The following is a 26,172-nucleotide window of genomic DNA, read 5'->3' as shown; positions in this document are numbered from 1 at the left end:
CTGTTTTGATGAAGGACGGGCGCATGAACATGTGCCCGTTTTCTTATGCTGTTAGGACCGCGAGCGCCTCACTGAGGTCTATCGCACCGTCATAAAGGGCGCGGCCCGAGATGGCCCCGGCGATGGACCCCGTGGCCATTAGAGCAGTGAGGTCCGCCAGCGAGGACACGCCCCCCGATGCAATCACCGGGATGCTGACCGCCTCTGCCAGCGCCTGAGTGGCCGGAATGTTCGGCCCGCCCATCGCCCCGTCGCGGTTGATGTCGGTGTAGATGATCGCCGCCACGCCCGCATCCTCAAAGGATTTCGCGAGGTCCGTCGCATCCACATCCGTTTCGGTCGCCCAACCTTTGGTCGCGACCTTGCCTGCGCGCGCATCAATCCCCACGGCCACATGACCGGGAAACGCGCGGGCCGCGTCGCGCACCAGATCGGGGTTTTCGACGGCCACAGTGCCAAGGATCACGCGCTGCAACCCTTTGGACAGCCACATCTCGATGGTGGCCATATCGCGGATGCCGCCCCCCAGTTGCACGGGCACCTTGCAGGCCTTCAGGATCGCCTCAACCGGGGCGGCGTTGACCGGCGTGCCCGCAAATGCCCCGTTCAGGTCAACCAGATGCAACCATTCGCACCCGGCCTCGACAAAGGCCTGTGCCTGCGCGGCAGGATCATCGTTGAACACGGTCGCTTGGGTCATATCACCATGCACCAGTCGCACGGCCTGCCCGTCCTTGAGGTCGATTGCGGGGTAAAGGATCATCGGCTTTGCACCTTTTGGAAACTGATGTGGGCCAAGTGGCACCTTACGTCACAATTTGCAACGCGACCCTAGGTCATTGTTGATTTGCAGCACGTCGATGCCCCAGAGTTTCGGGCAGTACGGAGGAGAGAACGACATGAAACACCTGATTGCAGCCGCATGTGTGGCCATCGCAAGCGCGGGCATGGCATTTGCCGAACCTGTTGCGGGCACCTGGAAAACCGAAGCCAGCGACGAAGGCGCATTCCTGCATGTAGCCATCGCGCCATGTGGGGCGAACATCTGCGGCACCATCACCAAAGTGGTGGGCAGCGACGACACGTCGTCCGTGGGCAAAGCCATCATCTGGGACATGCAGTCCAAAGGCGACGGCAGCTATTCGGGTGGCAAGATCTGGGCACCGGATGTGGACAAGACCTACCGCTCGAAGATGTCGCTGAACGGAAACGCGCTGAAAGTGTCGGGCTGCGTCGGGCCGATCTGTCGCGGGCAGACATGGACACGCATCAACTGATCCGAGCACGCTGTCGCAAAGCATTTGAAGGTCCGGACCCAGCAGGGGTGCGGGCCTTTTTCGTGCTGTTCAGGGGCCCGACATCAGAGCTTTGACGAGATGATCCCGGTGTTGAAGCCGCCCATTCTCAACTCACCAAACAAGCGCTGATATTCGATTTTCGGGCAACGGTTCTGGATCACCGTGACGCCACGCGCGCGGGCTTTTGCGGCGGCCTTTTCGTGCTGCACTCCAATTTGCATCCAGATCGTCTTGAGGTCCGAAAAGGTGGCCAATGCCTCGTCCACAATCTCGGGGACAGCTTCGGACCGGCGGAAGATGTCGACCATATCCACTGGCGCTGTGATCTCGGCCAATGTCGCAACCGCAGTGGCCCCGAATAGGTTTTCCCCCGCGATCATCGGATTGACCGGGATCACGGTGAAGCCTTTGAGTTTCAGATAGCGGGCCACAAAATAGCTGGGACGCACCGGATTTGCGGACACACCCACCACGGCGACGACCTTGGTGCGCTTCAGAACATCGCGCAGATGCTGATCCGTATATGTCTCGTCCATGCCGCCCCCTTTGCGTTTCGCACCACGCTGACAAAAAAACGCCCCGATCGCAAAGCGAAAGGGGCGCAAAGGTATGGAACGAGGGACAGTAAACTCAGGCGTCGGGTGTTCCAAACCCATCGCTTACCACAACAGATATGGTGCACGGGACGCTGTGAAAGAGCTTCTCGCAAACCTGTGAACGAAAAATAAATGCGGATCGGCAATTTTGCGGACGGGCCATGGCGGTGTCCCGCTCAATCAAAGATATCCTCAATGATATCAAACGCATCCTCGAACAAATCCGCCCAACGCGATTTTTTGCGTTTGTGCTTTTTCTTGACGGGTTTGTTCACCTGCCGCTTGACGGACTTTTCGTAAGGTTTGGATCGATGGACAGGATCGCGCGCCGCAGGGGCCCGTTTGGGCATCATCTTGAGGTTGTGCAACGGGGCCCCGCAGCTGGAACACGCAAGTTCATGCCGCGTCTGCCCCTTCAGGACCAAAGCCGCCCGTGTGCCGCAATAACAGCACGTTCCGATTTTCGTGGGGTAGCCGATGGTCGCCTCCTCAGCTGTGGTCCGTGCTTGCATATAAGGCGATTGCGGCCGCATTTGAGACGTTGAGGGACCCAAAGCCGCCTGCCGCGTCGATTTTGACCAACATGTCGCAGGTTTCCTTGGTCTTTTGGCGCAATCCCGGCCCTTCGGCCCCCAGAACAAGCGCCACGGGGCGGTCTTTTTGCCCCTTGAGCGCGCCCTCAACGGATTGCTCTGCCTCGCCGTCCAGGCCAAGCACGAGGTAGCCCATGCCCTGCAACGCCACAATCGCGTCCGACAGGTTGCGCACGCGCACATATGGCTGGCGCTCCATCGCGCCCGAGGCCGATTTGGCCAGCGCGCCGGTTTCAGGGGCCGCATGGTGGCGCGTGCCCACAACCGCTGAGGCCCCCAGCACCTCGGCCGAGCGCAGGATCGCACCCACATTGTGCGGGTCCGTCACCCGGTCGAGCAGGATCAGCCGCGGCGTGGCCGCCCCGATGGCGACATCCTCGAGGCTGCCCCAATCCAGCGGTTTGACCTCAAGTGCCGCTCCCTGATGGACCGAGCCGGGGTCGATTGGGGCGTTGAATTTGCGCGCATCGACGATCTCGGGCTGCATGCCCGCCTCGGCAATCGCGTCCGCCAGTTTGGTTTGCGCATTCAGCGTCACCATAATGCGCAGCTTGGTACGCTTTGGATTGACCAATGCGTCCCGCACCGCATGCAGACCGAACAGCCACAGCGTTGCCGCCGCATCCGCCTTTTTGGCCTGCTCTTTTTCGACGACCCATTTGGGTTTTTTCATCTTATCCCCTTCGGCCTGCGCTGGTTGGGCCATGGCCTGCATTTCGTGTCTTGACCCTTGTGAGGCGGGCCGTTAGTCACGCGCTCACGCCATTTTGGGTTTACGCCCTAATGGCGCAGTGGGCGACAGGCCGCAAGGTGTGGCAGGGGACTGTAACTCCCTCGCGGAGACGCACGCCTGGTTCGATTCCAGGGTCGCCCACCACTTTCCTCAGCATATCGCGTCTACGGTCCGTTGTGCGGGGTGGATCAGCCTCAGTTCATCCGCTTGCGCAGCAACCACACGAAGGCGACGCCGCCGATCAGGCCGGTCACGATGCCGATGGGCATGTCTTCGGGGGCCACAACAGTGCGGGCAACGATGTCCGCCCAGACCAGAAAGATCGCGCCGCACAGCCCCGAGATGGGCAGCAGCCGTCGATAATCCCCACCCACCAGCAGCCGGACGATGTGCGGAACCATAAGGCCGACAAAACCGATGATCCCCGAAAAGGCGACCATCACCCCGGTGATCAGCGCCCCGATCACAAAGATCGTCAGCCGGAAACGGTCGACAGGGATGCCAAGGGTCGTGGCCGTTTCATCCCCTACCGTCATGGCGTTGAGCGTGCCCGCCTTGAGCCACAGATACGCGCCACAACCAAGCAAAACCGCCGCCGGGTAGATCAGTTGCCCCCATTGCGCCAGCCCCAGCCCACCCAGCATCCAGAACACAACAGTGTGCGTCGCTCTGGGATCGCCAAGAAAGATCAGCACATTTGCCGCAGACATCACGATGAACGACACTGCAACGCCCGCCAGGACCAACCGGTCGGCGCTGGTGGCCGATGCGAATTGCGACACCGCCAGCACGATAAGTGTCGCCCCAAGCGAGCCCAGAAAGGCCAGCAGCGGCACCGTCAGCAACCCAAGGAACAGCCCAGTGTGCAACAGCGCCAAAATGGCCCCGAACGCGCCCCCCGCCGAGATGCCAAGCAGGTGCGGGTCTGCCAAAGGATTGCGCGTCACTGCCTGAAGGCTGGCACCCACCATCGCCAGACCCGCCCCCACCAGACACGCGAGGATCGCGCGTGGCAGCCGGATGTCCCAGACAATCGCCTCGCGGCCCGCCGTCCAATGCTGCACCACCGTGTCGGGGGCGATCTTGTTGATCAAAATGCCCCAGACCGTCTCGAGCGGGACCGCAATGGCCCCCACGCTGACCGCAATCGACAAGGACCCGAACAGGGCCACGACACACGCGCCACCCGTGACCCAAAGGCCGTGGGAGGTCGTGAGGCGTGTGTGTGCCGGTCGCTGTGTCATTGCAGGTGGGGCTATTCCGCCCGGAAGGCGGCGGCGAGGGTCTTGACCGCCTCAATATTGCGCGGCCCCGGCGTCGCCTCGACATATTCCAGCACCACAAAGCGGTCATTGCGCACCGCATCAATGTCCGCGAAAGCCGGGTTCGAGCGTAGGAAGGCCCGCTTTTGGTCAGCCGTCACTTCGCCGTAGTTCACGATCACGATGACTTCGGGATTGCGCTCGACCACGGCTTCCCACCCTGCCGTTGCCCAGCTTTTCTCAAGATCGTTCATGATGTTCGTGCCGCCTGCAGCTTCGATCAAGGCATTGGGCATGCCATACTTACCGGCGGTAAAGGGCACGTCCTCGCCGCTGTCATAGACAAAGACACGCGGGGCAGCGTCCAGGGGTGGCTCCGCGTCAAGGAAGGTCGCGAGTTCCGCTTGATAGCCTGCAATCAACCCCTCAGCCCGGTCCGACACATCAAAGATCGCGCCCAGATTGCGCAGATCATTATACATGTCGTCCATGGAGGCCGCCTCTTTCGCGCCAATATGGATGCAGCTTTCGGTGAGTTCGTAGACCTGAATGCCAAACGGTTCGAGCGTTTCGGGCGTCACCTCGCCGCCGACCTTCATGCCGTAATTCCAGCCGGCAAAGAAGAAATCAGCCTCGGCCCCGATCAGCACCTCTTTGGACGGGTATTTGGCCGAAAGCTCGGGCAAGGCCTCGATGCCCGCGGTCATCTCTTCGTCCAGCGTTTTCCAGCCCGACACGCCAGTGTAGCCGACCATGCGGTCCGCAAGGCCCAGCACCAGCATCATTTCGGTCAGGTTCACGTCATTGGAAATCGCGGCCTGAGGTGGGGCATCGAATGTGACGGTGCGGTTGCAACTTTGTACGATTGTCTGGGCCGTGGCTGCGCCTGCAAGCAAGAGCGCGGCCAGTGTCGTAAGGGTGCGTTTCATCTACGGGCTTCTTTTTTAGTTTGGAAGGGTGAAGGAAAAATGAGCGGCGCCGCTGAGGCTGAGATGCTCGCGCTGTGCCGCGACACCGAACGTGTCGGAGACGAGTTGGTCGGTGAGCAGCGATTGGGGCGGGCCAAATCCCTGCGGAAACCCGTCGTTCAAGACCAGCACATCATCACAGATGCCAGCGGCCAGATTGAGGTCGTGCAGGGACACCACGATGGTCAGCCCAAGGCTGCGGATCAGCGATATGACCTCAAGCTGGTGGCGGACATCAAGGTGGTTCGTAGGCTCGTCAAGGATCAGCACCTGGGGTTCTTGCACGAGGGCACGGGCGACCATGACCCGCTGCCGCTCACCGCCCGACAAGGTCCCGAAATCCCGATCCGCAAGGGGCGCGAGGCTGAGCGTGGCCAGCACATCGTCCACGACCGCTTCGCTGCTGGCCCCGTCTGCGGCAAAACCCGACACGTGCGGCGTTCGGCCAAGGCGGACAATCTCGCGCACCGTCAACCCAAAGGCTGAGGCCTGTTCTTGCAGGACCGCCGCAATCCGGCGTGCGCTTTGGCGCGCGGTCATTGACCAGATGTCCTGACCGCCCACCAGCACCTGTCCGGTGTGGGGGCGCTGGAAGCGATAGAGCAGCCGCAACAAGGTCGACTTGCCCGCCCCGTTCGGACCAACGACCCCGAGGATGCGCCCCGCCGCCACGTGAAACGTGGTGGAATGCAACACAGGTTGGGCGGTTTTGGCCGGGGCCCAACTGACCCCCTGCACCGCGAGGTCGGCGGCCGTCATGACGCGCGCACAATGCTGGCTTCTGTTGTGATCATTGCCGACGGTATCCGCGCAAGCGTAGAGCCGCGCAGCTTACCCGGCCGCTCACCGGAGGCGCACCAGCCGTCGTGCAGGTCCGAATAGGTCTGCGCGAAGGTAACCAGATCATCGACATCCACGTCCGGATCGATATCGCCAAACAGATAGGTGGCTTTGCGGCTGGCCTGATAGGCCACGGTGCAGGGTCGGTCACACCCGGCCATGCAGGCCACGCCCGACACTTCGAACTCTTCCGTAATCGCCGGGCCTGCCGCCTCGATCGCGGTGCGCAGCTTTTGGATCAGGGCAAAGCCCGGTCGACAGGTCGTGCCTGTATGTGTGCAAGACGTGCACACTGTAATTCTGTGGTTTTGATGTCTGTCCATGTCGCCCTCCGCGAACGTGCGGGGCGCAAAGCGGACATGTATTGAACCACGAGGGTATCGCGTGTCGCCATCATGATCTCCGAGCCAGACACCCCGTCTGGGTTGAGTTGCATTGACGGCACCAAGATGCCGCTGATGGCAGGTCTACTGACTTGCGGGTCAATGCTTGCCCGAACCTTCCCAAGCCTGCGTCGGCTCAGTGGTGTTCATCGGGGTCGCTCACCGCTCACAGTTGCGGGGGCAGTTCCGGATTTGGCGCGTGTGTGCGCGTCCTCACCGAATTCCCTTTTCATCCCAGACGCGTTTTCGGGCGGCTGGAAACCATCCGTGGTACCTTTGCGGCATTCATATTCGGAGGTCAATTGATTAAAGCCGGACAAGGCGCAGATCAGGAACAAGGCACCGCCGCGCGCATCAAGAGCCGCCCGAAATACGTGGCACAAGGGCTTTAACAAGGTCCTTCATATCGAGTTGCCCCACCACCGCACCGTCTTCCAGCACGCGGTAGCAGTGATTGGTGTCCCCATCCGACAGGGCAATCAAGTCTTCAAGGTTGCTTGCCGCCTCGACATCCCCATCGAACGTATCGTCGGTCACAGGCCCCATCACCGAACGCACTCGCAAGACCCGCGCGCGATTGATGTCGCTCACGAAGTCTTCGATGTAGGGATCGCACGGGGCCAGCAGGATGCCCTGTGGCTCGCCCTGTTGCACAACCGCACCGTCCTTGAGGATCACCAGATGGTCTGCCAGCTTCAGCGCCTCATCCAGATCGTGCGTGATGAAGATAATCGTCTTTTGCAGTTCTTTTTGCAGCTCAAGCAGCAGGTTCTGCATGTCCGTGCGGATCAGCGGATCAAGGGCCGAAAACGCCTCGTCCATCAGCATGATGTCTGTGTTGGCGGTCAGCGCGCGCGCGATTCCCACCCGTTGCTGCATGCCACCCGATAGCTGCGCCGGGTAGCGATCCTCGAACCCGTCAAGGCCGACGCGGGCCAGCCACTTGCGCGCCTCGCGGTCCTGCGTCTGCGCGTCCGCCCCCTGAACGCTCAATGGAAGGGCCGCGTTTTCCAGCACGGTCTTGTGCGGCAACAGCGCGAATTTCTGGAACACCATCGACATCTGTTTCTGCCGCAAGCGGCGCAAATCCCTGTCGCCAAGCGCCATCACGTCCGTGCCATCCACAAGGATCTCACCCGCCGAGGGTTCGATCAACCGGTTGAGATGGCGGATCAGCGTGGACTTGCCCGACCCGGACAGGCCCATGATCACCGTGATTTCACCCGGTTGCATGTCGACATTGATGTCCTGCAGACCCAGCACATGGCCGTGGCGATCCAGCAGCGTGGCCTTGTCCATGCCACCCTGCACATGGGGCACCATCGCGCGATCATCGGGGCCAAAGATCTTGTAGAGACCCCGTATCGAGACCTTGGGCTGACCGCTCATTTCGTGTTCCTCTGAGTATCAACGCGGGCCAGTGCCGCCTTTGAGACCCGATCAAGCACAACCGCCAGCAACACGATGCCAAGGCCCGCCACGATCCCCACGCCCAGATCAAGGCTGCGGATACCGCGCAGCACCAGCACGCCCAGACCGGGTGCCGAGACCAGCGAGGCGATGACCACCATCGCAAGGCTCATCATGATCGTCTGGTTCACGCCAGCCATGATGTTGGGCAAAGCCAGCGGCAACTCCACCCGCGCCAGTTTCTGGCGCGATGTCAGGCCAAATGCATCTGCCGCCTCGATCACGTCCTTGTCCACCAGCCGGATGCCCAGATCCGTCAACCGGATCACCGGCACGATGGCGTAAAGGATGATCGCGATCCCATAAAGCTTTGATTCCGTGACGGAAAACAGGAAAATCAACGGGATCAGGTAGACGAATGTGGGCAGCGTTTGAAGCAGGTCCAAGAGCGGCACGATGCTGCGTTGGGCGGTGTCGGACTTGGACATGCCAATCCCGATAGGCACTCCCAAAAGCACCGATATGCCGGTGCAGACAAACACAATGGCCAGCGTCTGCATCGCGACCTCATAGTGGTCGATAAAGGCGAAAAACAGCAGGACGAAAGCCACGAACCCGGTGACCGAACGGGACCGCGACACCAGCCAGGACACCAGCAAAAGCGCCGGGATCATCACCCACCACGGCGCGCTTTCGAAAACAAACAACGTCCCGTCCAGCATCCAGCTGAGCGGTTGGGTGATCGGGTCGAGCACGAATTTCAATTCGGACCTGATCGACAGAAACCCCTGCTCAAGCCCCTCGGTCAGATCACGGGTCTGGCCGATACGCGGACAGGCTTCGTGCAGCACATCAAGCGAGGGAAAAGGCAGGCCGCTGCCCGCCTCTTCGGTTCCGCCGCCTTTGGCCTGGGCCAGCAATTGGGCCATGGACACAGGTGCCTCACCCGTGCCCGCATCACACCAGTCCCGCAGGCCAAGCGTGTCGAAAACCGCCTCGTATTGCGCCATGTTGCGCCCCCTGTCACCCCGTTCGTGGGGTTTGTTCTTGGTATGGATCACCCCGCACCACTGTGGCGGCGCGGGGTGGGTCGGTTATTGCAGCAAGGCCGCTAGGTTTTCGCGGGCCGCATCGTTCAGCCAGTCGCCCCACGTGTCCTTATAGGTCGTTAGGAAGTAGACCGCCGCCTCTTCGTTCGAGGCTTGGTTGGCTTCCTGCCAGGCCAGCACTTCGCCCATCTGCGCGTTGGTGAAGGTCACGTTGCCCATCAAGGCGGCCGCCTCGGGTTCGCGGTCCACAAAGGCTTGCGTCGCGGCTGTCACCACGTTCGAAACCGGATAGGCGGACAGACCGGGGGTCGCGCAGTCTTCCAGACCGTTGCAGGTGTGGGTGTCAGCGTCATATTCCGGCATCGAGACCTGAACCATAGGGTATTTGCCCAGCACCGATGTGGGGGCCCAGTAGTAGCCGAACCAGGGCTCTTTCGCCTCATAGGCGGCGGCAATGGCGGTCGCCAATGTCTCTCCCGAGCCGTGCTGGAAGCGTTCGACGCCCGCATCGGCCAGACCGGCGGCCTTGAAGTTGTTGTTATTGGTCACGTCACAGCCCCAGCCCGACGGGCAGTCGTGAAAGCGGCCACCGACAAGCTGCGGGTTGGCCTTGATGCCCTCAAGGGTGGTCAGTTCGGGGTGCGCCTCGGCCAGATAGTCGGGGATCCACCACGCCTCGACCCCGCCATCGGACAGGACCTTGGACAACTCGACCAGTTTGCCTTCGCCGCGCAGCTCTTCGTAGACTTCGGTGTAGGAGGTCCACAGCTCGGTCAGAATGTCAGGCTCGCCCGTTTCGGCGACCGACGCCATGGCGGGGACAGTTGTGGTTGGAACGATGGACACCGAACAGCCATAGCCTTGCTCGAGCAGGAACTTGGACACATTGGTGACCACAGCCGCCGAGGCCCAGTCCATTTCGGTGATCGACACCTCGCCGCAATCCGCCGCGGCCATGGAGGCCAGCCCACTGCTCAGCACAAGTGCGCTGGCAAAAACACGTTTTTTCATTTCAGTTCTCCCTGTTGTGCCCAAGTATTTGGCAAAAGATACGACGAGTCATAGACCCAATGCGGCCTGATCTTACAGTCCAATTTCCACATTCTTGCGAATTCAATGCAGGAACCGGCACAGAGTGACAGGGAATTGATCACATTCCCGCTGTGTCAGCCACGTGCGACTTATTTGGGGTTGGGTCCGGTTGCTTACCCTTGTTAAGGTCAACGTCAAGTCGGACACCAAACTGCAAGGAAATGACCGAATGGACGTGGCACAGGCCCTTGTGATGGGCATGCAGACATGGGGGATCATCGGGGCACTTGTGGCGCTGTTGTTCATCACCATCGGCATTGATCGCATAGATGAAGACGCGCGCGGGGCCTACATCTTTCGCCCGCTGCTGATTCCCGGTGTGCTGCTGATCTGGCCCATCGTGTTGTGGCGCTGGTGGCAGATCGAAACCGAGCGCGCCGCATGGGCTGATCGCTACCGCCCGGTGCGCAAGGGCTACGGCCTCGCCGTCATCGCGATGAGCATCGGGATCGTGGTCATCGTCATCACCGGCCTGTCGGTGCGTCAGACATGGCCCGAAGACATCACCCCCGTCCAACTGAGCGAAGGGGCCAGCAAATGAGCGTCAAGTACACGCCGGTTCAATGGAACCCGAACAAGTGGATCTATGATGCTGTGATGCTGGCCGCAGTGGCCGCCTTTCTGTGGCTCTTTTTGTATGTGTCGCCCGAGGCGCTGGACCATGAACGCGCGGTCGATCCGCAAATCCACAACGCGCGCGCCTTTGGAGCCTGCGCCTTCATGATGCTGACGGTGATCCTGTGCATCGGCCCTGCCGCGCGACTTGATAAACGGTTCCTGCCACTGCTGTATAACCGGCGTCATTTCGGGGTGATGACGACCTTTGTGGCCATCACGCATTCTGGTTACATCCTCAACTGGTACTTCAACTTTTCCAGCTCGGACAAATACGTCGGCCTGCTTTATGCAAATTCCAGCTTTGGCCAGATTGCGGGCTTTCCCTTTGAACTCTTTGGGATTTTTGCACTGATCTGTCTGATGATCCTCGCGGCCACGAGCCACGACTTTTGGCTGAAATTCCTGACACCGCCCGTGTGGAAGCGACTGCATTATCTGATCTATGCCGCCTATTTCTCGGTTGCTGCGCATATCTCGCTTGGCATCCTGCAAGAACAGCAAAACCACGTCTTTACGGTCATGTTCATGGCCGGGGCCGCAGCCGTGATCGTGCTGCATCTGGCAGCGTGGTGGTCCGAGCGGAATGACCCGGTGTCCAAGGATGGTGCATGGGTCAAGGTCGGCCCCGCCTCCAGCTTTCGCGAAGGGTTTGCCAAGATCAAGCGGCTGGCCAATGGCGACCGCGTTGCAATCTTTCTGATGGAGGGGCAGCTTTCAGCCATCGCCAATGCCTGCGCCCACCAGAACGGGCCCCTTGGCGAGGGCAAGATCATCGACTGCCTTGTGACGTGCCCCTGGCACGGGTTCCAATACGATGTCCGCTCGGGCCGCTCGCCCGCGCCGTTTACCGAAATGGTGCCCACCTATCGGCTGCGCCTTGTCGGGGACATGGTCGAGGTCCACCCGGACGCGAATCCACCCGGCACCTATGTGGACCCGGTGCCACTGCCCGGGGCCGCGACGGAACCAACACCAGAGGGAGAACCCGCATGAGCGAGAAACCCTTTTTCGTCGGCTACCTGCCAGCCCCCGGCCCGTTGCGGACCTTCCTGCTGAGCGCGTGCGTATTGCTGATTGCAGGGCTTGCCGGTGCAGGCTTCCTGATGGGCGCGGCGCAGGATGATCCCGGCCCCGGTGCCTTCCGCTTTGACTATGGCCGCCAGACGGTGGTGGGCGTGGTCGAGATGACTCCCTACCCCGTCATCCATGTGGTCGAGGGCAATGACCGGATCAAACCGGGCGACAGTTTCATGATGACGGCGGGCGGCAAGTCCGGCGTGGATGGACGGGCGATGCCTTTGAACGGCCAGTTAGCCCAGGTATCCGGCGTCGTTCTGGAACGTGGCGATCTTTACATGATGCAGGTGCGTGGTGGGCGCAATGGCCTGCAGGCCGCCGAAGGTGAAGCCCCCGAGATCGCCGTCGAACCCCAAGGGCGCTGGCAACTGACCGGCGAGATTTGTGACGGCAAGTGTCTGGCAGGGGCGATGCGCCCGGGTCGTGGACTTGCGCACAAGGCCTGCGCCAACCTGTGCCTGCTTGGGGATGTGCCGCCGATCTTCGTCTCATCCCAACCGGTTCTGGGCGAGGAGTTCCTGCTGGTCACCGGCCCCGGCGGCACCCGACTGCCCCGAGAAGCCTATGATTTCGTGGCCCAATACATCACTGCGGAGGGCGAATTGACCCGGCGCGGAGACCTTTTGGTCTGGGAAATCGACACCGACACAATCGAGTTGAGCGAATGAAGCGGATCTTCTGGCTGACCCTTGCCGCATCGGTCGCGGCTATCCTGTTTTACCTGTCACGGTTCTGGACGTTTTCGCTCTGGCCGCGCGACGGGCTGTTCGGGATTGAGGCGCTGCGCCCGCAAGGCAGCCTTTTGGGTCAGTGGCTGCGCGGCACGGATTTCGCACCGTTCGAGTTGCTGATCTGGGCCGTTGGCGCGTTTCTGGTGCTGAGCCTCTTGCAAAAGCTCTATGACGTGCTGAACCCGCCGCCTGAGTGAATTGCGCATCACCCGCATTGATTGCAGATACCTGTCTTGGCGCGGGCGGTCTGGTCGGCCTATACTCGGGCAAATGGCGGGGCCAACCCTGCCCACCTGATCTGAGCATATCGCAGGCATATGGCACGCAAATCGACAAAAGAATCCAAGGCCCCGAAACCGTTTAACGTCGCCCTTGTAGGGCAAAACGGGCGGCTCGGATACGAAGCGCTGTTGTTCGTGGCCTCGCTGCGGGCCAATGCGCCCACATTTCAGGGCCGCGTGCTGATTGCAGAGCCGCAAACCGGCCCCCTCTGGCCCAATGACCCACGCATCGCGCCGCAAGACTTGCGCGACGCGCTGACCGACTTGGGGGCTGAAATCATCCCCTTCGAAAGCGCGCATTTTGGCCACGCCTATGCCTATGGCAACAAGATCGAGATGCTGACGGCCCTGCCCAAGGGCGAACCCTTCGTGTTCTTTGACAGCGACACGCTGATCACCGGCGATCTGGGCGCAGTACCCTTCGACTTTGACACGCCCTCGGCCTCGCTGCGGCGCACAGGAACATGGCCCGAGATCGAGCTTTACGGCCCTGGTTACACCGAAACGTGGAAATCGCTTTATGATGCCTTTGGCCTCGACTTCGAAAGCAGCCTCGATCTGGCCGAACCGGACGAATACTGGGCACGCTACCTTTATTTCAACGCGGGCTTCTTCTTTGGGGCCTGCCCACATGCCTTCGGGGAACGGTTCCTCGAATACGCGCTGCGCATCCGGGACAACCCACCCAAGGAACTGGTGTGTCAGACACTTGATCCATGGCTGGATCAGGTGGCCTTGCCGCTGGTGATCCACAGCTTTGGCGGGGGGCGCGACAGCGCGGTGCATGACTATCTCGACGGGCCGGTCTCGTGCCATTACCGGTTGCTGCCCATGCTTTATGCCCGCGAAAGCGACGCGGTGATTGCGGCGCTGGAAAGCGTGGCGGCCCCCAACAAGATCAAGAAGGTGCTGAAATCTTACGACCCCATCAAACGGATGGTGTTTCAAGGGCGCGGGGCCAAGGTGCGGGCACTGTTTGATCAGAACGACATGCCACGGCGCGAACAGGCGATCCGCAACCGGATCAAGTCCAACGGATTCTGGATGCGCTAGACGCATGACCGCTCTGCGTTTTTGTGCGCGGCGAAATGGCACAACGGCAGGTTGGATTTGCGCGCTGACATTTCGCGCAAAAGTGTTAATTGACCAATCAGTCAAATAAACTGCACATCGTCTTGATCGGACCGCGCCATGTCCAACATTAACGCCAAGTTTCTCGCCAACCTCGCCCATGCCTTCAACGAAGACCGGCTGGCCGACGTTTCGGAGCATCTTTGCTATCCCGTGCCGTTCTATGCGGGCGATCACCTGTCGGTCTTTGGATCATCCGGGACGCTGGTGCAGGGCCTCGCGCTTTATCGGGACACGATACGCGCGGCGGGTGTGGTGCGGGTCACGCCGCGGATCGTGGCGCAAGGCATGCCCGCCCAGGGCTATTCCAATGTGTGGGTCGAATGGGACCACTTTGATGCGCACGGGGTTTGCCTGCGCATAAGCCAGGTGCGCTATGCGCTGTTTCAGGACGCAGGCCAGCTGTTTCCGGTGATCGAGATGATCGATTATCAGGTCGCAGCCTTTCCAGAGGTCTATCAGCGCTTTGCCGTGGTCGGTGCCTGACTCGGTCAAGGCACCCTTGCCCCTGCCGGCGCGCTTGCCTATCCATGGTGCCGACAGATCGCCCAGGCAGCAAGGACACCTGACCCATGACCGACGGACCCACATACGGCTTTGACACCCTCCAGATCCATGCAGGCGCACGGCCCGACCCGGCCACGGGGGCGCGGCAAACGCCGATCTATCAGTCCACGGCTTACGTGTTTCGCGACGCCGAGCACGCCGCCGCCCTCTTTAACCTGCAAGAGGTCGGCTACATCTATTCGCGCCTGACCAATCCCACCGTGGCGGTCCTGCAGGAACGGATCGCCACCCTCGAGGGGGGCGCGGGCGGGGTTTGCTGCTCATCGGGGCACGCCGCACAGCTCATGGCGCTGTTCCCGCTGATGAGCCCGGGCAAGAACGTGGTCGTCTCGACACGCCTTTACGGCGGCACGGTGACCCAGTTCAGCCAGACCATCAAGCGCTTCGGGTGGGAGGCCACATTCGTCGACTTCGACGATGTGGATGCGGTCAAGGCGGCCATCGATGACAACACACGGGCTGTGTTCTGTGAATCCATCGCCAATCCGGGCGGCTATATCACCGACCTCGATGCGATCTCGGCCATCTCGGATGCGGCTGAAATCCCGCTGATCGTGGATAACACCACGGCGACACCCTACCTGTGCCGTCCCATCGAACACGGGGCCACGCTGGTCGTCCACTCGACCACCAAATACCTTACCGGCAACGGCACGGTCACAGGGGGCTGCGTCGTGGACTCGGGCAAGTTCGACTGGTCCGCGAATGACAAGTTCCCCTCACTCAGCGCGCCCGAACCCGCCTATCACGGGATGAAGTTCCACGAGACGTTCGGCCCCCTCGCCTTCACCTTCCACGGCATCGCCATTGGCTTGCGCGATCTGGGCATGACGATGAACCCTCAGGCCGCGCACTACACGCTGATGGGCACCGAAACGCTGTCCTTGCGCATGGACCGGCATATCGAGAACGCGACCAAGATCGCGCAATGGCTCGAAGCAGATGACAGGGTGGACTACGTCACCTATGCAGGGCTGGAATCCTCGCCCTATTTCGACCGGGTGGCCAAGATCTGTCCGCGCGGTGCAGGGGGTCTGTTCACCTTCGCGGTCAAGGGCGGTTACGACGCCTGCGTCAAGCTGGTGAACGCGCTGGAAATCTTCAGCCACGTGGCGAACCTCGGCGATGCACGCTCGCTGATCATCCACTCGGCGTCGACCACGCACCGCCAGTTGACGGCAGAACAACAGCGCGCCGCCGGAGCGGCCCCCGAAGTGGTGCGGGTCTCCATCGGGATCGAAGATGCGGACGACTTGATCGCCGATCTCGATCAGGCACTCAGCAAAGCGGTCAGCTAAAACCGGAGGGGGCGGAGGCCACCTCCGCCTTACCTTTCCCCGTCTTTTGACCAAAAATACCGCGGGGGAGGCCGAAGGCCGGGGGCAGCGCCCCCTCAAAAATATCGTCGCGCAAGCGGCATCTAAATCATTGGGTCAGGTCAAAAGTCACGGCCACACGCGCCGACACCGACAACTCACCCACCGCAACGGGCACACCTTCGGATCGCGCCATCGACATCATCTGAGGCGCGCCACCACTGCCCTGCTCGACCATGCTGCGCACAGGACCAAGGGCGAGGTTCGCAGCGCCTGCCATTTCGTTTGCGCGGGCAATCGCGTCGCGCACCGCCGCCTCGCGGGCCTCTGCTTCGGCTTCGCGCCGTTCTGCAAGGTCGAACTGCAACCCATTGAATGTATTGGCTCCCGCCGCCAAAGCCTCATCGAGGATGAGGCCCAGATCATCCAATGCGCGCACCCGAACCGACACGCCTGTGGACGCGGCAAACCCGACGACGCGACGGGCGTTGTCCACCTGCTCCCACACAGGCGACACGTTCAGCTGATCCGTCTGCACATCCCGCGCCGCTATGCCCAGTTCCGCCAATCGGGCCAGCAAGGCCCGCGCATCGGCGCTGACCGCGTCCATCGCTGCCTTGGCCGTCTTGTCCTGATGAGAGACACCCAAGGAAATCACGGCCATGTCCGGTACGACCGTCACTGTCCCTTCCCCCGTCACGGACACAAAAGGCGGTGGCGTTTCCGCCCGCACCGTCAGGGTCGTGAAACACATGATCATCACGCTCAAAAGGATTGATTTCACGGTGTAATTCCTCAAAATCCATGGATGTGGTGGGCAGAAAATATGCGCCACCGCTCGGCATCATGCAAGCTTAGCGCGTCCTTTAACGGGCTTTTGCTTTGCATGGGCAAACTCCTGCTTTATTCTATTTATGAACGCAGGTCGCATTCACTCTACGCCGCATAGTTGGTACACATCCGATATGAAGCCAAATTTCGCGCTCTCTCTGTCTGCTGACGGTATTTCGCTGCTGCACCGTGCGGCGGGGGGCTGGCATCTTGTGGGGGAGGTCTCGCTCGAGGCGGAGGACCTCGCAGGTGAGCTTGCGCAGCTGCGCGCCAAGGGGGAGGGCGTTGATGATCAGCCCGTGCGCAGCAAGCTGGTGTTGCCCGACAGCCAGATCAAATATCTGACCCTCGACACGGGCACGCTGGACACCGAGGCGCGCAGGGATGCCGCCCGCGACGCGCTGGATGGCGCGACGCCCTATCCGGTCGATGCGCTGGTCTTTGATGTCTCGCCCAATGGGGATACGACCCACGTGGCCGCCGTTGCCCGCGAGACGCTGGCCGAGGCCGAAGCCTTTGCGGTCGAGCACAAGTTCGAACCCGTCAGCTTTGTCGCCAAGCCTGAGGGCGACACCTTTCCCGGTGAACCGTTTTTCGGCCCCACGGAGCAGGCGAATACGCTGCTGGCTCCGGGTGAGGTGGTGGTTGCGGATGGCGTGCGTGTGGTCATCGTTGAAAAGCCGCCTGTACCTGAGCCTGAACCCGAGCCAGTGGTGACCGAGCCTGAGCCTCGCACCGCGCCTGTCGTCGCCGAGCCTACGCCGGACCCTGTCGTTGCCGAGCCCGAACCACCCAAGCCCGAGGTGGCCAAGGACGAGGCGGAGGCCAAGCCGCCTTCCAGGGTTGTGGCAAAGTCCGCCGATGTCGTTGCTGAGAAACCGGATGCAACGGCGGACACCACCGCCAAACCCGAGACCGAGACCGAGACCGAGACCGAGACCGAGACCGAGACCGAGACCGACAACACACCTGCCCTGCTTGGCTTTGCAACCCGCAGACGGCAAACACCATCGACCACCCTGACGCCTTTGGGCGGGGTGACGCGCGACCCGCCAAGTGCGCGCCCTGCCGCGCCTGCCCCCGCGCCCAAGGCGGCACCGATCACCCCCTTGGCTCCGCCAAAGGCGGCCACGGCCAGCTTGCGCCCGGTGCCCGCGCCAAGTGAACCTGTGGCCCCGCCGCCGCCCGCTGATCCGGCCCCGGCCCGCTCCAACAGTTTCTTGTCGCGCCGCCGCGCCCCCGTGCCGGCGCCCCAGCCACAGGTCGCCGCCCGTACGGCGAACGAGCGGACACCAGAAGCCCAACGCATGACCGTCTTCGGGGCGCGTGCGGATGGGGCGGTCGCGGGCAAGCCCCGGTTCCTGGGATTGATCCTGACGGCCATTTTGCTGGTCTTTCTGGCAGGTGTGGCGGCCTGGGCCTCTGTCTTTCTTGACGATGGGCTGGCCAAACTGTTTCCAGGGCGCGAACGCACGCTGGCCTCGACCCTACCCGACGACACCCAGGCAGCGCTGGCCGAGGATGTCGGGGCCACGATCCCAACTGACCCTGACGAGACGACCGCAGATGATGTGATCGTAGCGTCCCTGAATAACAGCCTGAGCGATGGGCTGACGGAAGAAGACGCCGCCGTGCTGGATGCGCTGCGCGATCCTTTGCCGGACCCGGCCCCGACCGCAGAACTCGATCTTGCAGCCCTTGAGGCGCGCTATGCGGTGACCGGCATCTGGCCACAGGCGCCGGACGTGCCCCCGGCCCCTGCGGCCCTGATCGAAATCGAGGATTTGTATGTCACCGGCATTGATCCCATCAGCCCGGCCCTTGACGCGGTGGCCTTGCCAAGTGCGCCCTCATTCCTGACGGACGCGGCACTGCCGGTGATCTCGTCGCCTGCCGCCCCCGGTACAAGCTATGCCCGCGACGATCAGGGGCGCATCATCCCTACGATTGAGGGCGCACTCAGCCCGGATGGGTTCACCGTCTTTCTGGGCCGCCCTGCCCTGACACCACCTGACGAGCGGGCCCGCCGCGACGTTGATCCGGTGCCTGACACGGCCACTGCCGCGCTGGCGCAGGTCCGCCCACAGCCCCGGCCCACCGACCTTGTGGAACAAAACGAACGGGCAACGCTTGGCGGGCTGTCACGCACCGAACTGGCCGCGCTACGCCCCCGTCTGCGCCCCGCAGCACCGCAAGAGGTCGTCGCAAACGCCGTCGAACCCAATCCGGAGATCGAAGATGCGGTGGCAGAAGCGGTCCTTGCCTCGGTCACGACTTTACGTCCCAACGTGCGACCCCGAAACTTTGCACGCACTGTGGCCCGCGCCCAACGTGCGGCCCCCAAACCCGAACCGGTGCGCACTGCCGCCGTGGCCCCCCGGTCGGTCACACCCGCCATTCCGTCCACCGCGTCCGTTGCGCGCTCTGCCACGGTGAAGAACGCGCTGAACCTGCGTCAGGCCAACCTGATCGGGGTCTATGGCACACCGTCCAACCGCCGCGCGCTCGTGCGGCTTGGCAATGGGCGCTACAAAAAGGTGCAGGTCGGGGATCGCTTTGACGGGGGGCGGATTTCGGCCATCGGCGACAGCGAGTTGCGCTATCAGAAAGGCAGCCGCAACCTCGTGCTGAAGATGCCCAAGGGCTAGGCCCTAGCTGGCTGACAATTCACCGCTGTTGATCTGCTCTTGTTCGATGCTTTCGAACAGCGCCTTGAAGTTGCCCTCGCCAAAGCCGTCATCGCCCTTGCGCTGGATGAACTCGAAAAAGATCGGGCCAATCACCGTTTTGGAGAATATCTGGAGCAGGATCTTGGTCTCGCCCCCATCCACAACCCCTTCGCCGTCGATCAGGATGCCGTGCTTTTTCATCCGTTCAATCGGCTCGTCATGCCCCACAACGCGGTCATGGCTCAGGTTGTAATACGCATCCGGGGGGCCGGGCATGAACTTCAGCCCGTTTTCGGCGATGATGTCAGTGCTGTCATACAGGTCATCAGAGCCCACCGCGATGTGTTGAATACCCTCGCCATTGTACTTCTTGAGGTAGGCCACGATCTGCCCCGTCTCGCCCCGGTCCTCGTTGATCGGAATGCGGATGCGCCCACACGGGGACGTCAACGCGCGGCTGAACAGGCCGGTGAACTTGCCCTCGATATCGAAGAACCGGATTTCCTTGAAGTTGAACAGGTCGCGGTAGTAGCTGAACCACCTGTCCATGTTGCCCTTGTGGACGTTGTGCGTCAGGTGATCGAGGTAAAAGAACCCCACGCCGCGCGGCTTGGATGGCGCCAGCCATTCGTATTCGCCGTTATAGGGAGACGTATCGTAGTACTGGTCCACGAAATAGATCAAGCTGCCGCCGATCCCGTAGATCGCGGGCACATCAAGCACCTTGCCAGCCCCCTCATAGGGTTTCGCGCCCAGATCCACCGCCCGTTTGAACGCAGCGCCTGCATCCACAACCCGCCAGCCCATTGACGGGGCGCATGGCCCGTGTTCTTCGACAAAGCGGGCCCCGAAACTGCCAGCTTCGGCATTCAGCACGTAGGTGATATCACCCTGCTGCCACAGCTCAATGTCCATGGCCTTGTGTTTGGCCACCTTTTGATAGCCCATACGCTCAAACAAGATGCGCAGGGCGTCCGGATCGGCACTGGCAAATTCGACAAATTCAAAACCATCGGTGCCCATGGGGTTGGCCTCGGTGATCTGCGATTTCGGGGCATTGTGCGGGAACGGACCCATGGGTGACCTCCTGACAGTATGTTTGATCGGAATATACGCCTTCGTCACTGTGAATTCTGCGCAAATGACCGCACGCCGCTTTCACAGGGCGCGGATATTCCGCATAGTTTATGCGATCCGTACAGAAAGCCCGCATATGCTCGATTCGATTGACACCCGTCTTTTGGCTGCACTGCAAAAGAATGCGCACCTGACCGCACAGGACCTCGGCGATGTGCTGAACCTGTCGCCCAGCCAGGCCGGACGGCGCAGGCAGCGCCTCGAGGCGGCAGGTTACATCGAGGGCTATGTCGCACGGCTGAACCCCGAGGCCCTGGGATTGAGCGTGCAGGGCTTTGTTCAGGTCCACCTCAGCACCCACGGCCCCGAACATTCGGCCAGTTTTGCCCGGCTTTTGAACACGCAGGCCCAGATCACAAGTGCCTGGACCATGACGGGCGATGCGGACTACCTGTTGCGGGTGTACTGCGCCGACCTAAGCGCGTTAAACACCCTTATCCATGACGTGCTGCTGCCCCATCCGGCGGTGTCGCGGGTGCACAGCCAGATCGTCATGGACCAACTCAAACGGGATGGCCCCCTGCCCACCTGATTGACCCGCCCGTCCTGGCGCGTCGCAAATCGGAGACTTTGATGGAAAGCTTTCTCTATCAGGCGTCAATCTACCTCGCTGCCGCCGTGATTGCAGTGCCCATCGCAGCCCGGCTTGGGCTGGGTTCGGTGCTGGGCTATCTGGCGGCCGGGATCATCATTGGCCCTGTTTTGGGGCTGGTGGGATCTGAAACCGAGGACTTGCAGCACTTTGCCGAATTTGGCGTGGTGATGATGCTGTTCCTGATCGGGCTCGAGCTGGAACCACGCGCCTTGTGGGACATGCGCCACAAACTGCTTGGATTGGGGGGCATGCAGGTTTTGCTGTCCACGCTGGCTCTGATGGGCGTGGCCATCGCCTATGGCCAACCCTGGGGCGTGGGCCTTGCCATCGGTCTGACTCTCGCGCTGTCCTCGACGGCCATCGTTTTGCAAACCCTCTCGGAAAAGGGGTTGATGCAGACGGGCGGCGGACGCTCGGTCTTTTCGGTGTTGCTGACGCAGGATATCGCGGTGATCCCGATCCTCGCCTTCCTGCCGCTGCTGATTGTCACGCTGCCCATGTCGATCACCCCAGACGGCTCGATCGAGCGGCCCCATGGCGCCGAACATGGCGATGGTCACGGCGGCGGTCACGGCGACGCGGCGATGAGCCTTGTGGATGGCCTGCCCGCATGGGGCGTCACGCTTGTGACCATTGGTGCGGTCATTGCGGTGATCCTTGCGGGTGTCTTTCTGACCCGCCCGGTGTTCCGCTTCATCCATGCCGCGCATCTGCGCGAGATGTATACGGCTCTGGCCCTGCTGATCGTCGTGTCGATCTCGTTCCTGATGATGCTCGTGGGGCTGTCCCCTGCGCTCGGCGCGTTCCTTGCGGGCGTGGTTCTGGCCAGCTCGGAATTCCGGCACGAACTGGAATCCGACCTCGAGCCGTTCAAGGGGCTGCTGTTGGGTCTGTTTTTCATCACCGTCGGGGCGGGCATCAATTTTGCGCTGCTGTTTGCGGATTGGCCTGCGCTGATCTCGATGGCCATTCTTGTGATCGCGATCAAGGGCCTCGTGCTTTATGCCCTTGCGGTGGCCTTCAAGATCAAAGGCCGGGACCGGTGGCTGTTCACGCTCGGCCTCGCGCAAGCGGGGGAATTCGGCTTTGTGCTGGTCGCCTTTTCGGTTGGTCAGGGGGTGATCCCGACTGATGTAGCCGAAACGCTGCTATTGGTTGTGGCGCTCACTATGCTGATCACGCCGCTGCTGTTCATCCTTTACGAGGTGATCACCCAACGCATGAGCGATGCGACCGCGGATGTGGAAGCCGACGAGATCGATGAGGAAGGCCCGGTCATCATCGCCGGGATCGGGCGGTTCGGGCAGATCGTGAACCGCCTTCTGCAAGGGTCGGGCTTCAACACCGTCGTGCTGGATCACGATATCGAAACCATCACGCTGATGCGGCGCTTTGGGTTCAAAGGGTTCCTTGGCGATCCAAGCCGCCCTGATATTCTGAACGCCGCAGGGCTCGATACCGCCCGGGTTCTGGTGGTCGCTCTGGATGATCCAGAGGTGTCCACGCGGCTGGTGGCCTATGCGCGCAAGGTGCGCCCCGATCTGCACATCATCGCGCGGGCCTATGACCGGGTGCATGTCTACAAGCTTTATCAGGCCGGAGCCGATGATATCGTGCGCGAGATGTTTGACGCCTCGCTGCGGGCGGGACGCTATGCGCTGGAAAACCTTGGGCTGAGTGACTACGAGGCCGCCGAAGCGGAGCGCGTCTTTTACGCCCATGACCGCGAGGCTGTGAAGGAACTGGCCGAGCTGTGGGACCCGAATGTGCCCACGTCCAGGAACGACGCCTATGTGGCGCGGGCCAAGGCATTGGAAAAAGACCTCGAACTGTCCCTCTCCGCACGACAGGAAGAACCCAAGCGCGCGTGATCATGGGTCGGTGGGCGGGCACCTTTTGCGCCACAGTGCAAAACAATCCCGCCCGCCGGGCCTATCCGTCTGACACACCCGCTTCGGCGAAAGTGGCCATGCCTGAATGGCACGCAATCGCGCCTTTCAGCACCCCAATCGCGAGTGCTGCACCCGACCCCTCGCCAAGACGCAAACCAAGCGACAGCAGCGGCGCTTTGTCCAACGCCTCCAGCATCGCCCCATGCGCAGCCTCGTCGCTTTGGTGGCCCGCCACGACGTGATCGAGCGCGCCTTTGACCGTGTGTTCCAGACAGGCCGCCGCCGCCGTGCAGATAAAGCCGTCCATGATGACCGGTATGCGCAACACCCGCGCGCGCAGCATCGCGCCGGCCATGCCCGCCAACTCCCGGCCTCCAAGGCGCATCAGGACATCCAGCCCGTCGGTCGCCGCCCCGTGCGCTGCCAATGCGTCGCCCACCACCTCGGTCTTGAGGGCGAGCGCGTCGCCTTCGACCCCGGTGCCCCGGCCCGTCCAGTCGCCCGCGTCCCCGCCAAACAGGCGCGCTGCAATCGCAGCGGCCGAGGTCGTGTTGCCAATCCCCATTTCGCCGACCACCAACAGGTCCGTGGCCGCATCCACCGCGTCCCAGCCTGAGCGCAGGGCCGCGACAACCTCGTCCTCGCGCATCGCAGGACCTTCGGTGAAATCCGCCGTGGGCCTGTTCAGGTTCAACGGCACGACATCCATGCGCGCGCCAAAGGCTTTGGCAAGCTGGTTGATCGCCGCCCCACCCTGTTCGAAATTCGCGACCATCTGCACCGTCACCTCGGGCGGAAAAGCAGACACGCCGCGCGCCGCCACCCCGTGATTGCCTGCAAAGATGATCACTTGCGGAGCGCGTATTTCGGGGCGGACATCACCGCGCCAACCCGCATACCACTGCGCCAGCTCCTCAAGCCGCCCCAAAGCACCAGGAGGTTTCGTCAACTGCCCGTTGCGCGCCGCAGCCCCGGCAATGGCATCCGCGTCCGGGCCCGGGATATCGGCCAAAAGGGCGCGCACCTCATCCAGTGTGTCAAAACTCATACCTGTTTTCCTTGCCTGTTGGTCCGTCGGTCTTTACCCAAAGCCGCGACCCCCGCAAGTCAGGACCGGACATGGGACCAAAAGAAACCGACATCGGCCCCGTCTCCCGGGTCTGGGACCTGCCCGTGGCGCTGGTTCTGCTGACCCGCCTGCCGCTGCCGCACCTGCCCGATCACGTCTTCGGACATGGTGCAAGCGCGGTCTGGGCCTACCCGCTTGTGGGCGCAATTCTGGGGCTGATTGTGAGCGCGCTTGCCGCAATCCTTAGCGTTTTCGGGCTGCCCCCTGCGATCATCGCGGGCCTTTCCCTCGCCGCGCTGGTGATCCTGACCGGTGCGATGCACGAGGACGGACTGGCCGACAGTGCGGATGGGCTGTGGGGCGGGTTCGATCCTGCCCGCCGCCTTGAGATCATGAAAGACAGCCGGATCGGCGCGTATGGCGTGCTGGCGCTGATCCTCGGGATGGGTCTGCGCTGGCTTGGATTTGCCGAGGTTACGTGGACCGGGCTTATCACCGCCCTGGTGGTGTCGCGCGCGATGATGCCGGTGCTGATGCACGCCCTGCCCCACGCGCGCGAGGACGGGTTGGCGCGTAGCGTGGGCGCGCCGGATATGTTGTCCGTGGGTATCGGCGTTGGGTTGGCAGCACTTTGCGCGCTGATTTGCGCGGGGGGTGCCGGTCTGGTGGCGCTGATTATTGCAGCTCTTGTCACCGCACTGATCGGAGGCATCGCCAAGGCGAAACTCGGCGGTCAGACGGGTGACATCCTCGGCGCGACGCAAGTCATCACCGAAATCGCCGTGCTGCTGACCCTCATCGCTCTGACCCAATAAAAAAGCGCGCCCCGACCGGAGCGCGCCTTTCTAAGAACTGGAATGTCAGATCAAGCCGCAACGCGGCTGGTCAACACATCCCCGATTTCCTTGGCCGCGGCCAATTCGTCCCCACCAGAGACGGCACCGACTTCGCGGGTCAACCGCTCAAGCGCGGCTTCATAAAGCTGACGCTCGGAGTAGCTTTGCTCGCGCTGATCGTCGGTGCGGTGCAGGTCGCGCACCACTTCGGCGATGGCGATCAGATCACCCGAGTTGATCTTTTGCTCGTATTCCTGCGCACGACGCGACCACATGGCCCGCTTGACCTTGGCCTTGCCCTTGAGGGTCTTCATCGCGTGGGCAATCACGTCGGGGCTGGACAGGGCGCGCATTCCGATATCGGTCGCCTTGTTGGTGGGCACCCGCAGGGTCATCTTGTCTTTCTCGAACGAGATCACAAACAGCTCAAGGGCGATGCCTGCAACCTCTTGGCTTTCGATGGACACGATCTGGCCCACGCCATGGGCCGGATAGACCACAAATTCGTTGGGGCGGAAGTCGAGTTTCTTAGATTTTGTCATTCCTGATCCTCATAAGACATTGGTCATTCCCCGCACTCGCCCCGTTTTACACAGTCAAAACCGCATCAGGCGGGGCACGTGATGCCACGTCTTGCTGCGGGTCAGGGTCAAGATTTCATATGCCCGCCGGAGTGAACGGCAGGTCTCAGAACGTCCGTTTGTCAATTGTGGGAGCACTATAGCACAAAAAACGCCCTTCCGAAAGCTAACCTAAAGGAAACTTTCAAAAGGCGCTGTATTTCCAAGCTGTTGCGTCTCAGTTTTCGCGAGCAGAACCGGGCGTGCAGCCGGTCCAACCGATTCGGCGCTTAGCCGCCCTCGCCGGGCGCTTCGGAGAACATCTCCATCTTGCCCTCTTTGCCGTCCATCTCGTCGGCGGTGGGCAGCGGGTCTTTTTTGGTGATGATGACCGGCCACATTTCGGAGTATTTGCGATTGAACTCGACCCACTTCTCCATGTCCGGTTCGGTGTCGGGGCGGATCGCATCAGCAGGGCATTCGGGTTCACAAACACCGCAGTCGATACATTCGTCGGGATGGATCACCAGCATGTTCTCGCCCTCATAAAAGCAATCCACGGGGCAGACTTCAACGCAGTCCGTGTATTTGCAGGCAATGCAGCTGTCATTGACGATATAGGTCATGCGGGGGCTCGT

28 protein-coding genes, 1 tRNA gene and 1 riboswitch are annotated in these 26,172 nt (G+C 61.8%); of the genes, 13 read left to right on the top strand and 16 right to left on the bottom strand.

All coding sequences use genetic code 11. The annotated features are described in order from the left end of the window. Nucleotides 1-43: 43 nt before the first annotated feature. Nucleotides 44-763 carry a 1-(5-phosphoribosyl)-5-[(5-phosphoribosylamino)methylideneamino]imidazole-4-carboxamide isomerase gene (gene hisA, locus Q0908_RS08750; protein ID WP_299283100.1) on the bottom strand — a complete coding sequence of 240 codons (720 nt, stop codon included), beginning with the start codon at nucleotides 761-763 and terminating at the stop codon, nucleotides 44-46. A gap of 136 nt (nucleotides 764-899) precedes the next feature. Here hisA and Q0908_RS08745 point away from each other — a divergent pair, with 136 nt between their 5' ends. After that, entirely contained in the window at nucleotides 900-1,277 is a 378-nt protein-coding gene (locus Q0908_RS08745; protein ID WP_299283098.1) for a DUF2147 domain-containing protein, read from the top strand. 83 nt (nucleotides 1,278-1,360) lie between these two features. Here Q0908_RS08745 and Q0908_RS08740 read toward each other — a convergent pair whose 3' ends face one another. From Q0908_RS08740 to rlmB, 3 genes are all read right to left on the bottom strand, one after another. Then, nucleotides 1,361-1,834 (bottom strand): CoA-binding protein, encoded by a 474-nt coding sequence (locus Q0908_RS08740; RefSeq protein ID WP_299283095.1) that lies wholly within the window; start codon nucleotides 1,832-1,834, stop codon nucleotides 1,361-1,363. 236 nt (nucleotides 1,835-2,070) lie between these two features. Then, a complete protein-coding gene (locus Q0908_RS20400) occupies nucleotides 2,071-2,262 on the bottom strand; it encodes a hypothetical protein (protein WP_366868921.1) in 192 nt (63 codons plus the stop codon). A 121-nt stretch (nucleotides 2,263-2,383) separates the two neighbouring features. After that, on the bottom strand, nucleotides 2,384-3,160 hold the full coding sequence (gene rlmB, locus Q0908_RS08730) for a 23S rRNA (guanosine(2251)-2'-O)-methyltransferase RlmB (RefSeq protein WP_299283089.1): 777 nt from the start codon (nucleotides 3,158-3,160) through the stop codon (nucleotides 2,384-2,386). A 120-nt stretch (nucleotides 3,161-3,280) separates the two neighbouring features. Here rlmB and Q0908_RS08725 point away from each other — a divergent pair. Then, a tRNA-Tyr gene (locus Q0908_RS08725) sits at nucleotides 3,281-3,364 on the top strand. Between the two features lie 50 nt (nucleotides 3,365-3,414). Here Q0908_RS08725 and Q0908_RS08720 read toward each other — a convergent pair. The 7 genes from Q0908_RS08720 to Q0908_RS08690 form a co-directional block, all read right to left on the bottom strand. Beyond that, nucleotides 3,415-4,464: an iron ABC transporter permease gene (locus Q0908_RS08720; RefSeq protein WP_299283087.1), complete on the bottom strand. Its 1,050-nt coding sequence runs from the start codon at nucleotides 4,462-4,464 to the stop codon at nucleotides 3,415-3,417. A gap of 11 nt (nucleotides 4,465-4,475) precedes the next feature. Beyond that, a complete protein-coding gene (locus Q0908_RS08715) occupies nucleotides 4,476-5,411 on the bottom strand; it encodes an ABC transporter substrate-binding protein (RefSeq protein ID WP_299283085.1) in 936 nt (311 codons plus the stop codon). A 15-nt stretch (nucleotides 5,412-5,426) separates the two neighbouring features. After that, nucleotides 5,427-6,209, bottom strand: a complete 783-nt coding sequence (locus Q0908_RS08710) for an ABC transporter ATP-binding protein (RefSeq protein WP_299283082.1) — start codon at nucleotides 6,207-6,209, stop codon at nucleotides 5,427-5,429. Beyond that, nucleotides 6,206-6,613, bottom strand: a complete 408-nt coding sequence (locus Q0908_RS08705; protein WP_299283079.1) for a DUF1636 domain-containing protein — start codon at nucleotides 6,611-6,613, stop codon at nucleotides 6,206-6,208. Before Q0908_RS08705 ends, Q0908_RS08710 begins: the two co-directional genes overlap by 4 nt. 119 nt (nucleotides 6,614-6,732) lie before the next feature. Further along, nucleotides 6,733-6,954: riboswitch (cobalamin riboswitch) on the bottom strand. A gap of 73 nt (nucleotides 6,955-7,027) precedes the next feature. Beyond that, entirely contained in the window at nucleotides 7,028-8,062 is a 1,035-nt protein-coding gene (locus Q0908_RS08700) for a betaine/proline/choline family ABC transporter ATP-binding protein (protein ID WP_299283076.1), read from the bottom strand. Further along, a complete protein-coding gene (locus Q0908_RS08695; RefSeq protein ID WP_299283160.1) occupies nucleotides 8,059-9,093 on the bottom strand; it encodes an ABC transporter permease subunit in 1,035 nt (344 codons plus the stop codon). The genes Q0908_RS08700 and Q0908_RS08695 overlap by 4 nt, the downstream gene beginning before the upstream one ends. Before the next feature lie 84 nt (nucleotides 9,094-9,177). Beyond that, a complete protein-coding gene (locus Q0908_RS08690; RefSeq protein ID WP_299283074.1) occupies nucleotides 9,178-10,143 on the bottom strand; it encodes a glycine betaine ABC transporter substrate-binding protein in 966 nt (321 codons plus the stop codon). A 250-nt stretch (nucleotides 10,144-10,393) separates the two neighbouring features. Between Q0908_RS08690 and Q0908_RS08685 the strand changes: the two genes are divergently transcribed. The 7 genes from Q0908_RS08685 (at nucleotide 10,394) to Q0908_RS08655 (ending at nucleotide 15,927) form a co-directional block, all read left to right on the top strand. Beyond that, nucleotides 10,394-10,765 carry a hypothetical protein gene (locus Q0908_RS08685; RefSeq protein WP_299283071.1) on the top strand — a complete coding sequence of 124 codons (372 nt, stop codon included), beginning with the start codon at nucleotides 10,394-10,396 and terminating at the stop codon, nucleotides 10,763-10,765. Further along, nucleotides 10,762-11,835, top strand: a complete 1,074-nt coding sequence (locus tag Q0908_RS08680) for a Rieske 2Fe-2S domain-containing protein (RefSeq protein ID WP_299283068.1) — start codon at nucleotides 10,762-10,764, stop codon at nucleotides 11,833-11,835. Before Q0908_RS08685 ends, Q0908_RS08680 begins: the two co-directional genes overlap by 4 nt. Next, nucleotides 11,832-12,587 carry a hypothetical protein gene (locus tag Q0908_RS08675; protein ID WP_299283065.1) on the top strand — a complete coding sequence of 252 codons (756 nt, stop codon included), beginning with the start codon at nucleotides 11,832-11,834 and terminating at the stop codon, nucleotides 12,585-12,587. Before Q0908_RS08680 ends, Q0908_RS08675 begins: the two co-directional genes overlap by 4 nt. Further along, nucleotides 12,584-12,847: a hypothetical protein gene (locus tag Q0908_RS08670; RefSeq protein WP_299283063.1), complete on the top strand. Its 264-nt coding sequence runs from the start codon at nucleotides 12,584-12,586 to the stop codon at nucleotides 12,845-12,847. Before Q0908_RS08675 ends, Q0908_RS08670 begins: the two co-directional genes overlap by 4 nt. Before the next feature lie 120 nt (nucleotides 12,848-12,967). After that, entirely contained in the window at nucleotides 12,968-13,984 is a 1,017-nt protein-coding gene (locus Q0908_RS08665) for a hypothetical protein (protein WP_299283061.1), read from the top strand. A gap of 138 nt (nucleotides 13,985-14,122) precedes the next feature. After that, nucleotides 14,123-14,548, top strand: a complete 426-nt coding sequence (locus Q0908_RS08660; protein WP_299283058.1) for a hypothetical protein — start codon at nucleotides 14,123-14,125, stop codon at nucleotides 14,546-14,548. A gap of 86 nt (nucleotides 14,549-14,634) precedes the next feature. After that, a complete protein-coding gene (locus tag Q0908_RS08655) occupies nucleotides 14,635-15,927 on the top strand; it encodes an O-acetylhomoserine aminocarboxypropyltransferase/cysteine synthase family protein (RefSeq protein ID WP_299283054.1) in 1,293 nt (430 codons plus the stop codon). Nucleotides 15,928-16,054: 127 nt separating this feature from the next. Here the strand turns inward: Q0908_RS08655 and Q0908_RS08650 are convergent, their stop codons facing one another. Beyond that, complete coding sequence (locus tag Q0908_RS08650) at nucleotides 16,055-16,729, bottom strand: SIMPL domain-containing protein (protein ID WP_299283051.1); 675 nt, start codon at nucleotides 16,727-16,729, stop codon at nucleotides 16,055-16,057. A gap of 181 nt (nucleotides 16,730-16,910) precedes the next feature. On the opposite strand from Q0908_RS08650, the gene Q0908_RS08645 reads away from it, so the two are divergent. Next, a complete protein-coding gene (locus Q0908_RS08645; protein WP_299283048.1) occupies nucleotides 16,911-19,424 on the top strand; it encodes a hypothetical protein in 2,514 nt (837 codons plus the stop codon). A gap of 3 nt (nucleotides 19,425-19,427) precedes the next feature. Here Q0908_RS08645 and hppD read toward each other — a convergent pair whose 3' ends face one another. Beyond that, a complete protein-coding gene (gene hppD, locus Q0908_RS08640) occupies nucleotides 19,428-20,522 on the bottom strand; it encodes a 4-hydroxyphenylpyruvate dioxygenase (RefSeq protein WP_299283044.1) in 1,095 nt (364 codons plus the stop codon). A 136-nt stretch (nucleotides 20,523-20,658) separates the two neighbouring features. Between hppD and Q0908_RS08635 the strand changes: the two genes are divergently transcribed. Both Q0908_RS08635 and Q0908_RS08630 read left to right on the top strand, forming a co-directional pair. After that, nucleotides 20,659-21,114, top strand: a complete 456-nt coding sequence (locus tag Q0908_RS08635) for an Lrp/AsnC family transcriptional regulator (RefSeq protein WP_299154839.1) — start codon at nucleotides 20,659-20,661, stop codon at nucleotides 21,112-21,114. Nucleotides 21,115-21,155: 41 nt separating this feature from the next. Continuing rightward, nucleotides 21,156-23,048, top strand: coding sequence for a cation:proton antiporter (locus Q0908_RS08630; protein ID WP_299283041.1), 1,893 nt, complete (start codon nucleotides 21,156-21,158; stop codon nucleotides 23,046-23,048). Between the two features lie 61 nt (nucleotides 23,049-23,109). Here Q0908_RS08630 and cobT read toward each other — a convergent pair whose 3' ends face one another. Beyond that, a complete protein-coding gene (gene cobT, locus Q0908_RS08625) occupies nucleotides 23,110-24,117 on the bottom strand; it encodes a nicotinate-nucleotide--dimethylbenzimidazole phosphoribosyltransferase (RefSeq protein ID WP_299283038.1) in 1,008 nt (335 codons plus the stop codon). A 71-nt stretch (nucleotides 24,118-24,188) separates the two neighbouring features. Here cobT and cobS point away from each other — a divergent pair, with 71 nt between their 5' ends. Next, complete coding sequence (cobS, locus tag Q0908_RS08620) at nucleotides 24,189-24,953, top strand: adenosylcobinamide-GDP ribazoletransferase (RefSeq protein ID WP_299283035.1); 765 nt, start codon at nucleotides 24,189-24,191, stop codon at nucleotides 24,951-24,953. Between the two features lie 50 nt (nucleotides 24,954-25,003). Here the strand turns inward: cobS and Q0908_RS08615 are convergent, their stop codons facing one another. Together Q0908_RS08615 and fdxA are read right to left on the bottom strand one after the other, a co-directional pair. Beyond that, nucleotides 25,004-25,516, bottom strand: a complete 513-nt coding sequence (locus Q0908_RS08615; RefSeq protein ID WP_299154831.1) for a CarD family transcriptional regulator — start codon at nucleotides 25,514-25,516, stop codon at nucleotides 25,004-25,006. Nucleotides 25,517-25,824: 308 nt separating this feature from the next. Further along, nucleotides 25,825-26,160: a ferredoxin FdxA gene (gene fdxA, locus Q0908_RS08610; RefSeq protein ID WP_299283031.1), complete on the bottom strand. Its 336-nt coding sequence runs from the start codon at nucleotides 26,158-26,160 to the stop codon at nucleotides 25,825-25,827. Nucleotides 26,161-26,172: the final 12 nt, after the last annotated feature.

It is taken from the genome of uncultured Tateyamaria sp. (assembly GCF_947494755.1).
Lineage (GTDB): Bacteria > Pseudomonadota > Alphaproteobacteria > Rhodobacterales > Rhodobacteraceae > Tateyamaria.
Note: the sequence above shows the minus strand (reverse complement) of the source record. Positions and strands in the feature narration are given on the sequence as shown.

Excerpts from the sequence above, each read along its gene's own strand:
- Q0908_RS08645 (WP_299283048.1), top strand. The coding sequence starts at position 16,911 with ATGAAGCCAAATTTCGCGCTCTCTCTGTCTGCTGACGGTATTTCGCTG.
- Q0908_RS08715 (WP_299283085.1), bottom strand. The coding sequence starts at position 5,411 with ATGAAACGCACCCTTACGACACTGGCCGCGCTCTTGCTTGCAGGCGCA.
- Q0908_RS08740 (WP_299283095.1), bottom strand. The coding sequence starts at position 1,834 with ATGGACGAGACATATACGGATCAGCATCTGCGCGATGTTCTGAAGCGC.
- hppD (WP_299283044.1), bottom strand. The coding sequence starts at position 20,522 with ATGGGTCCGTTCCCGCACAATGCCCCGAAATCGCAGATCACCGAGGCC.
- Q0908_RS08745 (WP_299283098.1), top strand. The coding sequence starts at position 900 with ATGAAACACCTGATTGCAGCCGCATGTGTGGCCATCGCAAGCGCGGGC.
- fdxA (WP_299283031.1), bottom strand. The coding sequence starts at position 26,160 with ATGACCTATATCGTCAATGACAGCTGCATTGCCTGCAAATACACGGAC.
- Q0908_RS08630 (WP_299283041.1), top strand. The coding sequence starts at position 21,156 with ATGGAAAGCTTTCTCTATCAGGCGTCAATCTACCTCGCTGCCGCCGTG.
- hisA (WP_299283100.1), bottom strand. The coding sequence starts at position 763 with ATGATCCTTTACCCCGCAATCGACCTCAAGGACGGGCAGGCCGTGCGA.
- Q0908_RS08675 (WP_299283065.1), top strand. The coding sequence starts at position 11,832 with ATGAGCGAGAAACCCTTTTTCGTCGGCTACCTGCCAGCCCCCGGCCCG.
- Q0908_RS08660 (WP_299283058.1), top strand. The coding sequence starts at position 14,123 with ATGTCCAACATTAACGCCAAGTTTCTCGCCAACCTCGCCCATGCCTTC.
- Q0908_RS08615 (WP_299154831.1), bottom strand. The coding sequence starts at position 25,516 with ATGACAAAATCTAAGAAACTCGACTTCCGCCCCAACGAATTTGTGGTC.
- Q0908_RS08670 (WP_299283063.1), top strand. The coding sequence starts at position 12,584 with ATGAAGCGGATCTTCTGGCTGACCCTTGCCGCATCGGTCGCGGCTATC.
- Q0908_RS08720 (WP_299283087.1), bottom strand. The coding sequence starts at position 4,464 with ATGACACAGCGACCGGCACACACACGCCTCACGACCTCCCACGGCCTT.
- Q0908_RS08690 (WP_299283074.1), bottom strand. The coding sequence starts at position 10,143 with ATGAAAAAACGTGTTTTTGCCAGCGCACTTGTGCTGAGCAGTGGGCTG.
- rlmB (WP_299283089.1), bottom strand. The coding sequence starts at position 3,160 with ATGAAAAAACCCAAATGGGTCGTCGAAAAAGAGCAGGCCAAAAAGGCG.
- Q0908_RS08655 (WP_299283054.1), top strand. The coding sequence starts at position 14,635 with ATGACCGACGGACCCACATACGGCTTTGACACCCTCCAGATCCATGCA.
- Q0908_RS08635 (WP_299154839.1), top strand. The coding sequence starts at position 20,659 with ATGCTCGATTCGATTGACACCCGTCTTTTGGCTGCACTGCAAAAGAAT.
- Q0908_RS08695 (WP_299283160.1), bottom strand. The coding sequence starts at position 9,093 with ATGGCGCAATACGAGGCGGTTTTCGACACGCTTGGCCTGCGGGACTGG.
- cobT (WP_299283038.1), bottom strand. The coding sequence starts at position 24,117 with ATGAGTTTTGACACACTGGATGAGGTGCGCGCCCTTTTGGCCGATATC.
- Q0908_RS08710 (WP_299283082.1), bottom strand. The coding sequence starts at position 6,209 with ATGACGGCCGCCGACCTCGCGGTGCAGGGGGTCAGTTGGGCCCCGGCC.
- Q0908_RS08685 (WP_299283071.1), top strand. The coding sequence starts at position 10,394 with ATGGACGTGGCACAGGCCCTTGTGATGGGCATGCAGACATGGGGGATC.
- Q0908_RS08705 (WP_299283079.1), bottom strand. The coding sequence starts at position 6,613 with ATGGACAGACATCAAAACCACAGAATTACAGTGTGCACGTCTTGCACA.
- cobS (WP_299283035.1), top strand. The coding sequence starts at position 24,189 with ATGGGACCAAAAGAAACCGACATCGGCCCCGTCTCCCGGGTCTGGGAC.
- Q0908_RS08665 (WP_299283061.1), top strand. The coding sequence starts at position 12,968 with ATGGCACGCAAATCGACAAAAGAATCCAAGGCCCCGAAACCGTTTAAC.
- Q0908_RS08680 (WP_299283068.1), top strand. The coding sequence starts at position 10,762 with ATGAGCGTCAAGTACACGCCGGTTCAATGGAACCCGAACAAGTGGATC.
- Q0908_RS08700 (WP_299283076.1), bottom strand. The coding sequence starts at position 8,062 with ATGAGCGGTCAGCCCAAGGTCTCGATACGGGGTCTCTACAAGATCTTT.